The sequence below is a fragment of the Streptomyces sp. Root1310 genome, from assembly GCF_001426425.1.
GTDB lineage: Bacteria > Actinomycetota > Actinomycetes > Streptomycetales > Streptomycetaceae > Streptomyces.
On the sequence record NZ_LMEQ01000023.1, the window covers coordinates 116,031 to 128,466 of the forward strand.

Genomic DNA, 12,436 nt, shown 5'->3' on the forward strand with positions numbered 1-12,436 from the left:
AAAGGCCCTGTTCAGACCACGATGCGGCGTCCCGTGACGCCACGGGGTTCGATGCGCACCCAGACGTCGCGCCGGCCCCCGGCCCACGGTGCGCCGAATGCCTGTTCCGCGAGCCGCCGTTCCTCACGGAGGTCCGTCACCATGCGCGCGTTGCCGCGCACCAGCACGCTCCAGCCCTGGCTGAACACGTCGTCGATGCGGTCGACCTCGAAGGCGACCGGGCAGCCGGCCGCCAGCGACGGCGTCGCGCCGCGTGCGGTTCTGAAGACGATCGTGCCATCGACCACGCTGTAGTTCACCGGGACGATCTCCGGCCCGAGATCCGTGCACACGGCGAGCCTTCCCACGCCGTGCGTCGACAGCAGCTCGGCACACTCGGCCCGGCTCAGCTCGGTGAACTCCGGGGCGATCCCGGCCTGTCCACGACCGGGCGGCCGATCGGCCTCGCCTCCGGTGAGCGCCGCGACCGTGGTCTCCAGCACGGCCGCCAGCGCGAGCAGGGCGCCCCTGCCGGGCGAGGCTTCGGAGTGCTGCTCCAGGTACGCCACATAGGTGGGCGCCATGCCCGCCCGGGCGGCCGTCTCCTCTCGCGTCAGCCCGAGCCGGGCCCGGCGAGCGGCGAGTCGGCGGCCCAGGTCACCCGAGGGCGGGCCCTCGGTCACGTCCACCCGTGTCCATTCGGTCACGACCGGTCACCTCCTCTCGTCATGCCGCCCTCACGGCGAGCTCCTCGTGGGGCTGCCCGCCGAGCACCACCTTGAGGGCGCCGGTGCCGGCGGCCCGGGCGAAGACGTCGTACGCCTCCTCCATCTGCTCCAGCGGGAAGGTGTGGGTCACCAGTTGCGCGGTGGGCAGCCGGCCGGCGGCGGCCATGCGCAGCAGGGTGGGCGTGGAGTGGGTGTCCACGAGACCGGTGGTGATCGTCACGTTCTTGATCCACAGGTCTTCGAGGTGCAGGGTGGCGGGCTTGCCGTGGACGCCGATGTTGGCGACGTGGCCGCCCGGCCGGACCATGCGGGTGCACATCTCGAAGCTCTCCGGCACACCGACCGCCTCCATGACGACGTCCGCGCCGAGTCCGTCGGTGAGGTCGGCGACCAGCTGTTCGGGGTCTTCGCGGGCGTCGGCCACGGCGTCGGCGCCGAGCTGTCTGGCGGCCTCCAGCCGGGGCGCGGCCAGATCGACGGCGACGATCCGCTCGGGGGCGAACAGCCGCGCCGTGGCGATCGCCGCGAGGCCGATGGGACCGGCGCCGACGACGGCGACGGTGTCGCCCGGGCGCACGTGCCCGTTGAGGACGCCCACCTCGTAGGAGGTCGGGAAGATGTCCGCCAGCAGGACGGCGTCCTTGCTCTCCACCGCGCTGGGCAGGGCGTGCACGGACAGGTCGGCATAGGGGACGCGGACGTACTCGGCCTGGGTGCCGTCGACCAGGTGCCCGAGAATCCATCCCCCGCCGCCCCGGCACTGCCCGTAGCTGCCCTCACGGCAGTAGCGGCAGCGGCCGCAGGCGCTGATGCAGGAGACCAGCACACGGTCGCCCGGACGTACGGTCCGCACGTCGCTGCCGACCTCGACGATCTCGCCGACGGCCTCGTGCCCCAGCACCGTGCCCGGACGGACCTCGGGCACGTCGCCCTTGAGGATGTGCAGGTCCGTGCCGCAGATGGTGACGGCGCCGACCCGCACGATGGCGTCGGTGGGTTCCTTGAGGGCAGGGTCCGGGACTTCCTCCCAGGCGGACTGCCCGGGGCCGTGGAAGACGAAGCCTTTCATGAGTTCATCACCATCCCGTGCTCCGATTGTCGATATCGCCCTACACATCCAGCTTGTCCGGCATTCGTCCGGTCCGCTTGGGCCGTCCGGCCCTGATCGCCTGCCCGGACGGTCCTGACCGACCGGGTGCGGTGGCGAGGGGCCCAGTCCGATCCGCCAGGCCAGGGACCGAACGGTGTTCCGCGGACCTCGCCACCTCTGGGGCTGAACGGCCCTTCCCGACCGGGGAGTCGGCCCCAACGGCCCTGCGGCGGCGTCTGGTCGGCCCATGCCGGGGCACGGGCGACGCTGTCACTGTCAAAGGTGTCACGACGACGAGGAGGAGGTGCGGACCGATGCCCAGCGGCACGTACGCGAGGAAGCGGTTGTGGCGATGGCAGGCCAACCCGCTGCGACGACGCGACGACGTCGTCGAGGCCTGGATCGTGCTGGCCGTCTGGATCGTCTTCGTCGTGGGCGGCACCGTCGCCGGTCTGGTGACCGCCCAGGCCGCGGACGAGGTGTTCGCTCGGCAGCGGGCCGAGCGGCAGTCCGTCCGCGCCGTGCTCCTCACCGACGTCCCGTCGGGCGCCCCCTCGATCGGTGGCACCTCCGACCGCCGGACGACGACCGTGCGCTGGACGGCGTCCGACGGCTCGACCCGTACCGGCCGGACCCTGGTGGACGGCGGCCTCGAGGCCGGATCCACGGTCACGGTCTGGCAGGACGGCCACGGGCGTCTCACCACCGCGCCGCCGAGCACCACGGAGGCGGCGATGGAATCGGGCTTCCTGGGTGTCGCGGCCGCGGCCGGCCTCGCCGGCCTGGTCTTCGGCGCCGGAGCGGTCGCCCGGTGGCGACTCGACCGGCGCCGGGTCGACGAATGGGGCAGGGAGTGGGATCTGGTGGGTCCGCGGTGGGGCCACAAAACCGGCTGAACGACCGAAGTGACCGGAGCGACCGCAGCAACTGGAGCAACCGCAGCAACCGAAGACCGGCAGAACCCGCGACGGACCGGGATCCGGGCTCCGGGCCGAAGGGCGGCCTGGAGCCTTCCCGTGTGTCCGGAGCACGGTTCGGCCGGAGGCGAGCCTGCACGGGCCGTTCGGCCCCTGCCCCGAGGCGAAGGGGCACGACAGGCTGGGGGCACGGGGTGCACGTGCGAGACGTCTCGTCCCGCCGCTGTACGAGCCTGCTGCGCCGGAAAGGCGGACTTCGATGCAACGAGTGATCCTCACCTGGACCGATCCGTCGGCGCCGAGCCCTTCCGCGGTCGACTGGGCCGAGCGGGAGGCACGGCTGCACGGTGTGCCCGTGCGGGTGGTCCAGGGCTCTCCGCCGGACCCGGGCCGGGCGAAGATGATCGTGTGCGGCGTCCCGCACGGGGCTCGCACCGCCGGCGCGGAGACCGGCTCCCGGCTGCCCGCCGCCGTCCGGGCGGCCGACCGGCCGCTGGTCCTCGTCCCCGACGGAACCGCGCCTCCGCGGCCTTCCGGACAGGTCGTTCTCGGAACGGACGCCCGGCACCCTGCCGACGACGTGATCGCCTTCGCCTTCGACAGCGCCCGGAGACGGGACGCCCTCCTGCACGTCGTGCACACCTGGTCGCTTCCGTCCTGTGCCGCCGAGTGGCCGTTCGGCGTGCCGGAGCGTGAGCGTGCGGCCTGGGAGGACCACGAGGTGCAGCTCCTGGCCGACGTGCTGCGTCCGTGGCGCGAGAGGTATCCGCACGTGCCGGTGTACGAAGACGTCACTCTCCTCACCCCGGCCCGGGCACTCGCCCACCACGCGGAGCGCGCGTCTCTGGTCGTGGTGGGCGCGGACCCCGGCACCGGGTGGGGCGAGGTCGTGCGGACCCTGCTGCGGGAGGCCGCGTGCCCCGTCGCCGTGGTACCGGCCCGGAGGACGCCATGAGGTCGGCCCCGATGCCCGGTTCGAACCGGGCATCGGGGCCGATCGCCGGGATCGGGACGCTTCTCCTCCTTCAGATCTCGCCCCTCCTTCAGATCTCCTCCTTCAGACGCGCTCCTCCCGGGCGTGCGTCAGGGCATCGGCGACGCCTTTCGCCCAGGCCTCGATCGCGCCGAAGTCGCGGAAGTCGCCGCCCTTGCCGGAGCGGAGGATCATCCCGGCCACGCGCCCCTTGGCGCCTTCCTCCAGGCGCCCGCCGAACGTGACGTGGTCGCGGACGCCCAGTCGGTTCACGGCCCGCTGCACGCCCCGCACGGGCGGGATGTCCCGCTCGGAGGCCGAGGCGTCGAGCGGGCCGCTGCTGAAGAACCACACGGGGCGCTCCGCGAGGAGAACGCGGTTGCGGCGGACGAACCGCCGCGCGTCCTTGTGCCAGCGCCCCGCGTAGAGCCCGCCGCCGACCACGACGGCGTCGTAGCGCGCCGCGTTCGTGACCGACCGGGCCGGGAGGGCCTCGACGGTCAGCCCGTCCTTGCGCAGGACGTCGGCGACGGCTTCGGCGATCTGCGCCGTGGATCCGTTCGTCGTTCCGTAGGTGACCAGCACGGTGTCGGTCATGGTGGTCCGCCTCCTCTCACAGTGGGCGCGGCCGGTCGTCGGCCACGCCGTGCGTCGCCCGCCCGGTTCCCCGGTGCGCAGGCGTTCCCTCCTCAGCGCAGCCGGCGCAGATACGGGTCCTGGGGGCGGCGCGGCAGCAGGCGTACGCGCGCGTCGAGCACGGTGACGCCGTCCGGTGCCGCCAGAACGGGGTTGAAGTCGGCCTCGGCGAGTTGCGGCAGGTCCGCCGCCATCCGGGACAGCCGCAGCAGCAGCTGTTCCAGTTCCTCGAGGTCGACGGGACCGCCGCTCTGCTCGCCCAGCAGCAGCGGGGCGCAGCGCGGCGAGGTGATCAGTTCGTGGACGTCGCGGTCGGTGAGCGGAGCGAGCCGGGCCGCGTGATCCGCGAGCACCTCCGTGGCCGTGCCGCCGAGACCGAACAGGACGAGCGGGCCGAAGACCTCGTCCTGGACGACGCCGGCGAAGAGTTCGGTACCGCGGGCGGCGAGGGGCTGCAGGACGACGCCGGTCATGAGCCCGGCGAAACGGGTCTCCAGGTCGCGGTACGCGGCCCGCACCTGGGCGTCACCGCGCAGGTCCAGATGGATCGCCCGCTGCCGGGACTTGTGCATCAGCCCGGGCCAGTGGGCCTTCATGACCACCCGGCCGTCGAAGCCGCGCAGCCGCTCGGCGGCGAGCACGGCCTCGTCCTCGCTCTCGGCCCAGGCCCACGGGATCTGCGGGACGCTGTAGCAGGCCAGCAGATCGGCGCAGGTGTGCGGGTCCAGCCAGCCGCCGTCGGGGTGCGCGGCCAGGTACTCCGCGACGACCGCGCGGGCCCGCGCGGTCTCGGTGTCGTCGAGGTCGGGGACGGCGCCGGCGGGCCGGGCGAGCCAGGCCGCGCGCTCGGCGGCGTGGGCCAGGGCGCGGGCCGCCGCCTGCGGTTCGCCGTAGGAGGGGATCGTGCCGCCGTCGGCGGCGGGCAGCAGCCGGACGGACCGGTCCTGTTCGAGGCGTACCGCGAGCACGGGCCGCGCCCGCCGACCGGGAGCGGCGGTGACGGCCCGCACCAGGTCGTCGCCGGTGGCCGCGGCGACCGCGGTGGGGACGAGCGCCACGATGACGGCGTCGATGCCGGAGCACCGGGTCAGGCGGTCCACGCAGTCGGTGAGCTGTTCCTCCGACACGGCCGCGGTGGCGTCGATCGGGTTGCCGACGGCGGCGCCGTCCGGCAGCACGGCGAGCAGTTCGTCGATCGTCGCCGGGGTGAACGGCAAAAGCGCCAGTCCCGCCTCCGCGCAGGCGTCGGCGACCAGCACCCCGGCGCCGCCCGCGTTGGTGACGATCCCCACCCGGCTGCCTTCCGGCAGCGGCTGGGAGTGGAACAGGGCGGCCGTTTCCAGGAGTTCGCCGACCGAACGGGTCGCGGTGATGCCGGCCTGGGTGAACAGCGCGCCGCGGGTCATGGTGCGGGTGGCGGCCGCCGCCGTGTGCGAGGCGGCGGCCCTGCGGCCCGCCTCGGTGCGGCCGGCGTCGACGGTGAGCACCGGGATGCGGCGCGTCACGCGCCGGGCGGTGCGGGAGAAGGCACGCGGGTTGCCGAAGGACTCCAGATGCAGCAGGGCGAGGTCGGTGCGGCCGTCGCTCTCCCACCACTGGAGCATGTCGTTTCCGCTGACGTCGAACTTGTCGCCGAGCGAGGCGAAGGACGAGACGCCGATGCCGAGTCGGGACAGCCCGTCGAGCAGGGCGATGCCGACCCCGCCGGACTGCACCGCGACACCGGCCGTCCCCGGGCGGGGGTGCTCGGCGGCGAAGGTCGCGTCGAGGCTCACCTCCGGATCCGTGTTGGACACGCCGAGGCAGTTGGGGCCGACGAGCCGCATTCCATAGGTGCGGCAGGCATCCAGCAAGGACTGTGCCTGGGCGTGGTCGAGTCCGGCGGTGACGACGACGAGCGCACGCACCCCGGCCCGGCCGCACTCGTCGGCGACGGCCGGGACCGCCGCGGCGGGCACGGCCACGATCACGAGGTCGGGGGTCCTGGGCAGGGCCGCGACGGACGGGTGGGACGGCACGCCGAGCACCGACGTGAGGCTGGGGTTCACCGCGAAGAGGCGGCGGGTGAAGCCGCCGGTGTGCAGGTGGTGGACGATGGCGCGGCCCACCGACCCCGGGGTGCGTCCGGCGCCGACGACCGCGACGGCGTCCGGACGCAGCAGGGGAATCAGGCTGGCCACGTCGGCGGCACGGCCGCGGGCCTCCACGGCGGACAGGTAGGTGTCGTCCTGGTCGAGGTGGATGGTGCACCGGACCTCCGGCCCCTCGAAGCGGCGGGAGGTGCGCAGGCCGAGGTCGGCGAAGAGGCGGAGCACCTCGTGGTTCTCGCTCAGCGCGTCGGCCGTGAAGGTGGTGATGCCCTCCGCGCGCGCCGCCGAGACCAGGTGCTCGACGAGGAGGGTGCCGACGCCCCGGTGGTGCAGACCGTCGGCGACGGCGATGGAGATCTCCGCCCCGCCCTTCTCCCCGCCGCCGGTCTCCCCGCCCGTCTCCCCGCCGGTGTCGTATTCCGCGAGGCCGATCACCCGGCCGTCCGTCTCGGCGACGAGGGCCCGGTAGCCGGGGTGGGCCGGGGCGCAGGCCCGGTCGGCGGCCATGGCGGCCGAGCGCCGGCTCGCCGCGAAGAAGCGCAGGCGGAGGTTCTCCGGCGACATCTCCTCGTAGAACCCCTGGAGCTGTTCGTGGTCGCCCGGAAGCGCCGGCCGTATGCACACCGTGGTGCCGTCCGCGAGCAGGGCGTGGACGGTGGGCCGGTCGAGCAGGTCGTCCGTCATCGCAGGTCTCCTCCGTGGCATTCGATACCTCGATCGTCCGGCGGAGCGGGGGCGGCGGCCATGGGCTGTGCGGGCCGCCCCGGGGCCGGTCGGCCCTGCCACCGTGGCCGACCGGCCCCGCCCGCGCCGTGACGGCGGGCGGTCCAGGCGGGTCAGTCGTCCGCCACGAGGGCCGTGAGGTCCAGGAGGCGGTTGGTGTAGCCCCACTCGTTGTCGTACCAGCCGAAGACCTTGGCCAGGGTTCCGTTGGCCTGGGTCAGCGCCGGGTCGAAGACGCAGGACGAGGGGTCGCCGATGACGTCGCGGGAGACGATCGGAGCCTTCGTGACCCGCAGGATCCCGTTCAGCGGGCCGTCCGCGGCCGCTTCGAAGGCGGCGTTGATCTCGTCCGCGCCCGCCTCCCGGGCGAGCACCACAGCGAGGTCGGTGAGCGAGCCGTCCTCCACGGGGACCCGGACCGCGATCCCGTCCAGGGCGCCGGCCAGCTCCGGCACCACCAGGCCCACCGCGCGGGCGGCGCCGGTGCTGGTGGGGATGATGCTGAGGGCCGCCGAGCGGGCCCGGCGCAGGTCCTTGTGCGGGCCGTCCAGCAGCGACTGGTCGTTGGTGTAGCCGTGGATGGTGGTCATCACTCCGCGTTCGACGCCGAAGGCGTCGTCGAGCACCTTCACCATCGGGGCGACGCAGTTGGTGGTGCAGGAGGCGGCGGAGACGATCCGGTCGCTGTTCCGGTCGTAGGCACGGTCGTTGACGCCCATCACGATGGTGGCGTCCACGCCCTTGCCGGGGGCCGACAGCAGCACGGTGTGCGCTCCGCCCTTCAGGTGCAGGGCCGCGGAGTCCCGGTCGCGGAAGCGTCCGGTGGACTCGATCACGACGTCGGCGCCGTGGTCGGACCAGCGCAGGGCGGCCGGGTCGCGCTCGGCGGTGACGGCGATGCGGCGGCCGTCGACCGTGAGGGAACCGTCGTCGTGCGCGACCTCGCGTCCGATGTGCCCGAAGGTCGAGTCGTACTCGAGCAGGTGGGCCAGGGTGGCGGGCGAGGCGATGTCGTTGACGGCGACCACCTCGACGTCCTGGGTGCCGGCCTCGGCACGGTCGAGGGCGGCGCGCAGGTAGGTGCGCCCGATGCGGCCGAAGCCGTTGATGCCGACGCGTACGGTCATGGCGGTGGGTTCCTTCCGGGGGTGAGGGGCGGGTCAGCTGTTCCAGGTCCAGTCGGCGACCTCGGGCAGGTCGGTGCCGTGTGCGCGGATCCAGGCCTGGTGGCGGGTGCGGGCGTCGGCCATCTGCTGGCGTACGACGGCTGCCCGTACGGCGAGTCCGGGGACGCGGTCGATGACGTCCATGACGAGCCGGTAGCGGTCCAGGTCGTTGCGCACGACCATGTCGAACGGCGTGGTCGTCGTACCCGACTCCTTGTAACCGCGCACGTGCAGGTTCCGGTGGCCGGTGCGGCGGTAGGCGAGACGGTGGATCAGCCACGGGTAGCCGTGGTAGGCGAAGATCACCGGCTTGTCGGTGGTGAACAGGCCGTCGTACTCGAAGTCGCTCATCCCGTGCGGGTGTTCCTCGCGTGGGAGGAGCCGGGTCATGTCGACGACGTTGACCACGCGGACGGCGAGGCCGGGCAGGTGCCGGCGGAGCAGCTGGGCGGCGGCCAGCACCTCCAGGGTGGGCACGTCGCCCGCGCAGGCGAGGACCACGTCGGGCTCGCCGCCGTTCTCGGTGCCCGCCCACTCCCAGACGCCGGCGCCGCGGGCGCAGTGGGCGCGGGCCTGGTCCATGCTCAGCCAGTCGAAGCAGGGCTGCTTGCCCGCCACGACGACGTTGACGTAGTCGCGGCTGCGCAGCACGTGGTCCGCCACCGACAGCAGGGTGTTGGCGTCCGGCGGCAGGTAGACCCGGACGACCTCGGGGCTCTTGTTGAGGACGTGGTCGACGAAACCGGGGTCCTGGTGCGAGAAGCCGTTGTGGTCCTGGCGCCAGACGTGCGAGGTGAGCAGGTAGTTGAGGGAGGCGATCGGCGCCCGCCAGGGCAACTCCCTCGACGTCCTGAGCCACTTGATGTGCTGGTTGACCATGGAGTCGACGATGTGGACGAACGCCTCGTAGCAGGAGAACAGTCCGTGCCGGCCGGTCAGCAGATAGCCCTCAAGCCAGCCCTGGCAGGTGTGTTCGGAGAGGATCTCCATCACCGTGTGTTCGGAGAGGATCTCCATCACCCGGCCGTGGTGTTCGAGGTGTTCGTCGACCGGCAGGTGTTCGGCCTGCCACGCCTTTCCGCTGACGTCGAAGACGGCCTGGAGCCGGTTGGACGCGGTCTCGTCCGGGCCGACGAGACGGAAGTCCCGTCGGCCGCCGGTGTCCTTCATCACCCGGGCCAGGAGGTCGCCGAGGACGCGGGTCGGCTCGTGCAGGGTGGTGCCCGGCTTGTCGACGGGTACGGCGAAGTCGTCGAGCGGGGGGACGGGCAGGTCCCGGACGAGCAGGCCGCCGTTGGCGTGCGGGGTGGCGCCGAGCCGCCGGGCGCCGTCGGGGACACAGGCGAGGACGTCGGCGACGGGCCGCCCGTCGGTGCCGAAGAGCTCTGCGGGTTTGTACGAGCGCAGCCAGGCCTCCAGCTGACGGAGGTGCTCGGGGTTCTCCCGGACGCCGGCCAGCGGCACCTGGTGGGCGCGCCAGGTGCCCTCGACGGGTTCGCCGTCCACTACGGCGGGGCCGGTCCAGCCCTTCGGGGTGCGCAGCACGATCATGGGCCAGTGCACGCGCTCGGTGACGCCGTTCTCGCGGGCGGTCTGCTGCATCACGGCGATGCGGTCCAGGGCGTCGTCCATCGCGGCCGCCATGGCGCGGTGCACCCGGGCCGGGTCGTCGCCGCTCACGTGGATCGGCTCGTGGCCGTATCCCCTGAGCAGTTGGTCGAGTTCGGCCTCCGGGATGCGGGAGAGCACCGTCGGGTTGGCGATCTTGTATCCGTTGAGGTGGAGGATCGGCAGGACCGCGCCGTCGTGGACGGGGTCGAGGAACTTGTTGGAGTGCCAGGCGGCGGCCAGCGGTCCGGTCTCCGCCTCGCCGTCGCCGATCACGCAGGCGACCAGCAGGTCCGGGTTGTCGAAGGCGGCGCCGTACGCGTGCGAGAGGGAGTAGCCGAGCTCACCGCCCTCGTGGATCGAGCCGGGCGTCTCCGGGGCCACATGGCTGGGCACACCGCCCGGGAAGGAGAACCGGCGGAAGAGCCGGGCCATGCCCGCCCCGTCGCGCGGCACGTCCGGGTAGGTCTCGCCGTAGCTTCCCTCCAGCCAGGAGTTGGCGAGGATCGACGGTCCCCCGTGGCCCGGACCCCACACGCACAGGGCGTCGAGTCCGCGCGCCTTGATCACCCGGTTGAGGTGCGTGTACACGAGGTTGAGGCCGGGCGAGGTGCCCCAGTGGCCGAGCAGCCGGGGTTTGATGTGCTCGGGCCGCAGGGGCTCGGTCAGCAGCGGGTTGGACATCAGATAGATCTGTCCGGCGGCCAGGTAGTTGGCGGCCCGCCAGTGCGCGTCCAGGGTGCGCAGCTCCTCGTCGGAAAGTACGGTGGCGTCCTGGTGTTCGACCTTGGGCATGAGGGACTCCGGAAGTCATCGGGCGGTGGAGGCGGCATGGCCGACAAGAAGGCGGCGCGGCTGCCGCGCAAGACCTACGAGAAGGAACTGCTGCGCCAGCAGACCGAGTTGGTGAAGCTGCAGGAGTGGGTACGGGCGTCCGGCACCCGGCTGGTGGTGGTCTTCGAGGGACGGGACGCGGCCGGCAAGGGCGGGACGATCAAGCGGGTCGCCGAACACCTCAACCCGCGCGTGGCCCGGATCGCGGCGCTCCCGAAGCCGACGGAGCGCGAACGCACCCAGTGGTACTTCCAGCGGTACGTGGAGCATCTGCCGGCGGCCGGGGAGATCGTGCTGTTCGACCGGTCCTGGTACAACCGGGCCGGGGTCGAGCATGTGATGGGTTTCTGCACGAAGGAGGAGCACCAGCTGTTCCTCCGCCAGTGCCCGATCTTCGAACGCATGCTGGTCGAGGCCGGGGTCCTGCTGCGCAAGTACTGGTTCTCGGTGAGCGACACCGAGCAGCAGGAGCGTTTCCGGCGCCGTCTGGAGGATCCGCTGCGGCGCTGGAAGCTCTCGTCGATGGACCTGGAGTCGATCACCCACTGGGAGGCCTACTCCCGCGCCAAGGACGAGATGCTGGTGCACACCGACATCTCCGAGGCGCCCTGGTACGTGGTGGAGAGCGACGACAAGCGCCGGGCACGGCTGAACATGATCGCCCACCTGCTGTCGTCCGTGCCGTACCGCGAGGTGCCGCCGCCGGTGCTGGAGCTCCCGGAGCGGCCGGCGTCGACCGGCTACCAGCGCCCGCCGCGGGATCTGCAGACCTATGTCCCCGACCACGCGGCGAGCCTCTGAGCAGCGGGCCATCGCTCACACCTGCTCGGGTACGACCGCGACGGCGCAGGCGGAGTGGTGCAGCACCGCGTGGGCGACGCGGCCGAGCTGGAGCCCGAGGTGTCCCGGGTCGCGCCGGGCCCCGACCACCAGCAGGTCGGCCTCGTGCGAGGCGGCCGGCAGGACCCTCCGGGCGGGGCCCTCGACCGTCCGCCGGCGCAGGTCCACTTCCGCGGGCGTGTCTTTCAGCGCCCTGTCCAGGACCTCGACGGCGTGCTGTTCGTGCAGTCGGGCGGGTTCGCCGGCGAGCAGGGGGTGGTCGGTGCTCTCGTGCGCGGGGCACCGCCAGGCCCGTACGGCGTCCAGGGTCGCGTGGCGCAGCCCGGCCTCCTGGACGGCGAATCGCAGGGCGGCGGAGTCCGTCGTCCTCTCGCCGACGCCCACGACGATCCGGCCGTGCGTCCCGGCCCGGACCCGGTTGTCGTGACTGCCGCGCAGCACGATCACCGGGCAGTCCGCGTGGGCGGCGACGGCCAGGCTGACCGATCCCAGCAGCATTTCGACGAGGCCGCTGCGGCCGCGGGTGCCGAGCACGAGGGCGGCGGCGCCGCGTCCCTCGCGGACCAGGGCGTACTCGGGTTCCTCGGGCAGCACCTCGGTGGACACCTCGATGTCCGGGCGGCGCGTGCGGGCCCGCCGCGCGGCGGTCCGCACGATGTCCTCGGCCGTCACCTGTTCGGACGGCTTGCCGACGTCCGCCGCGAGGGACTCGCCCTCGTACCGCTCCCAGAGGGAGGCGTACACCAGCCGCAGCGGCGCCCCGCGCAGGGCGCACTCGTCGGCCGCCCAGTCGACGGCGCGCAGGCTCGGCTCCGAGCCGTCCACACCGACCACGATGGGGAGGTTCATCGT

The 12,436-nt window shown here is 73.0% G+C and carries 10 protein-coding genes; 3 read left to right on the plus strand and 7 right to left on the minus strand.

Annotation, left to right across the window (positions count from 1 at the left end; genetic code table 11):
- Positions 1–11: 11 nt before the first annotated feature.
- Together ASD48_RS24670 and ASD48_RS24675 are read right to left on the minus strand one after the other, a co-directional pair.
- Positions 12–686: a pyridoxamine 5'-phosphate oxidase family protein gene (locus tag ASD48_RS24670; protein ID WP_057603896.1), complete on the minus strand. Its 675-nt coding sequence runs from the start codon at positions 684–686 to the stop codon at positions 12–14.
- A gap of 19 nt (positions 687–705) precedes the next feature.
- On the minus strand, positions 706–1,776 hold the full coding sequence (locus ASD48_RS24675; RefSeq protein ID WP_057603897.1) for a zinc-dependent alcohol dehydrogenase family protein: 1,071 nt from the start codon (positions 1,774–1,776) through the stop codon (positions 706–708).
- A 335-nt stretch (positions 1,777–2,111) separates the two neighbouring features.
- On the opposite strand from ASD48_RS24675, the gene ASD48_RS24680 reads away from it, so the two are divergent.
- Both ASD48_RS24680 and ASD48_RS24685 read left to right on the plus strand, forming a co-directional pair.
- Complete coding sequence (locus ASD48_RS24680; protein ID WP_057603898.1) at positions 2,112–2,693, plus strand: hypothetical protein; 582 nt, start codon at positions 2,112–2,114, stop codon at positions 2,691–2,693.
- Between the two features lie 280 nt (positions 2,694–2,973).
- Positions 2,974–3,669, plus strand: a complete 696-nt coding sequence (locus ASD48_RS24685) for a universal stress protein (protein WP_242432725.1) — start codon at positions 2,974–2,976, stop codon at positions 3,667–3,669.
- A gap of 102 nt (positions 3,670–3,771) precedes the next feature.
- Here ASD48_RS24685 and ASD48_RS24690 read toward each other — a convergent pair whose 3' ends face one another.
- The 4 genes from ASD48_RS24690 to ASD48_RS24705 all read right to left on the minus strand — a co-directional run bounded on the left by ASD48_RS24690 (position 3,772) and on the right by ASD48_RS24705 (position 10,705).
- On the minus strand, positions 3,772–4,284 hold the full coding sequence (locus ASD48_RS24690; RefSeq protein WP_057603899.1) for a flavodoxin domain-containing protein: 513 nt from the start codon (positions 4,282–4,284) through the stop codon (positions 3,772–3,774).
- Positions 4,285–4,376: 92 nt separating this feature from the next.
- Positions 4,377–7,097, minus strand: coding sequence for a bifunctional GNAT family N-acetyltransferase/acetate--CoA ligase family protein (locus tag ASD48_RS24695; protein WP_057603900.1), 2,721 nt, complete (start codon positions 7,095–7,097; stop codon positions 4,377–4,379).
- 152 nt (positions 7,098–7,249) lie between these two features.
- A complete protein-coding gene (gene gap / locus ASD48_RS24700; RefSeq protein ID WP_057603901.1) occupies positions 7,250–8,263 on the minus strand; it encodes a type I glyceraldehyde-3-phosphate dehydrogenase in 1,014 nt (337 codons plus the stop codon).
- Positions 8,264–8,296: 33 nt separating this feature from the next.
- On the minus strand, positions 8,297–10,705 hold the full coding sequence (locus ASD48_RS24705; RefSeq protein ID WP_057603902.1) for a phosphoketolase family protein: 2,409 nt from the start codon (positions 10,703–10,705) through the stop codon (positions 8,297–8,299).
- A gap of 36 nt (positions 10,706–10,741) precedes the next feature.
- Here ASD48_RS24705 and ppk2 point away from each other — a divergent pair, with 36 nt between their 5' ends.
- A complete protein-coding gene (gene ppk2 / locus ASD48_RS24710; RefSeq protein WP_057603903.1) occupies positions 10,742–11,545 on the plus strand; it encodes a polyphosphate kinase 2 in 804 nt (267 codons plus the stop codon).
- Positions 11,546–11,560: 15 nt separating this feature from the next.
- Here the strand turns inward: ppk2 and ASD48_RS24715 are convergent, their stop codons facing one another.
- On the minus strand, positions 11,561–12,433 hold the full coding sequence (locus ASD48_RS24715) for a universal stress protein (RefSeq protein ID WP_057604339.1): 873 nt from the start codon (positions 12,431–12,433) through the stop codon (positions 11,561–11,563).
- Positions 12,434–12,436: the final 3 nt, after the last annotated feature.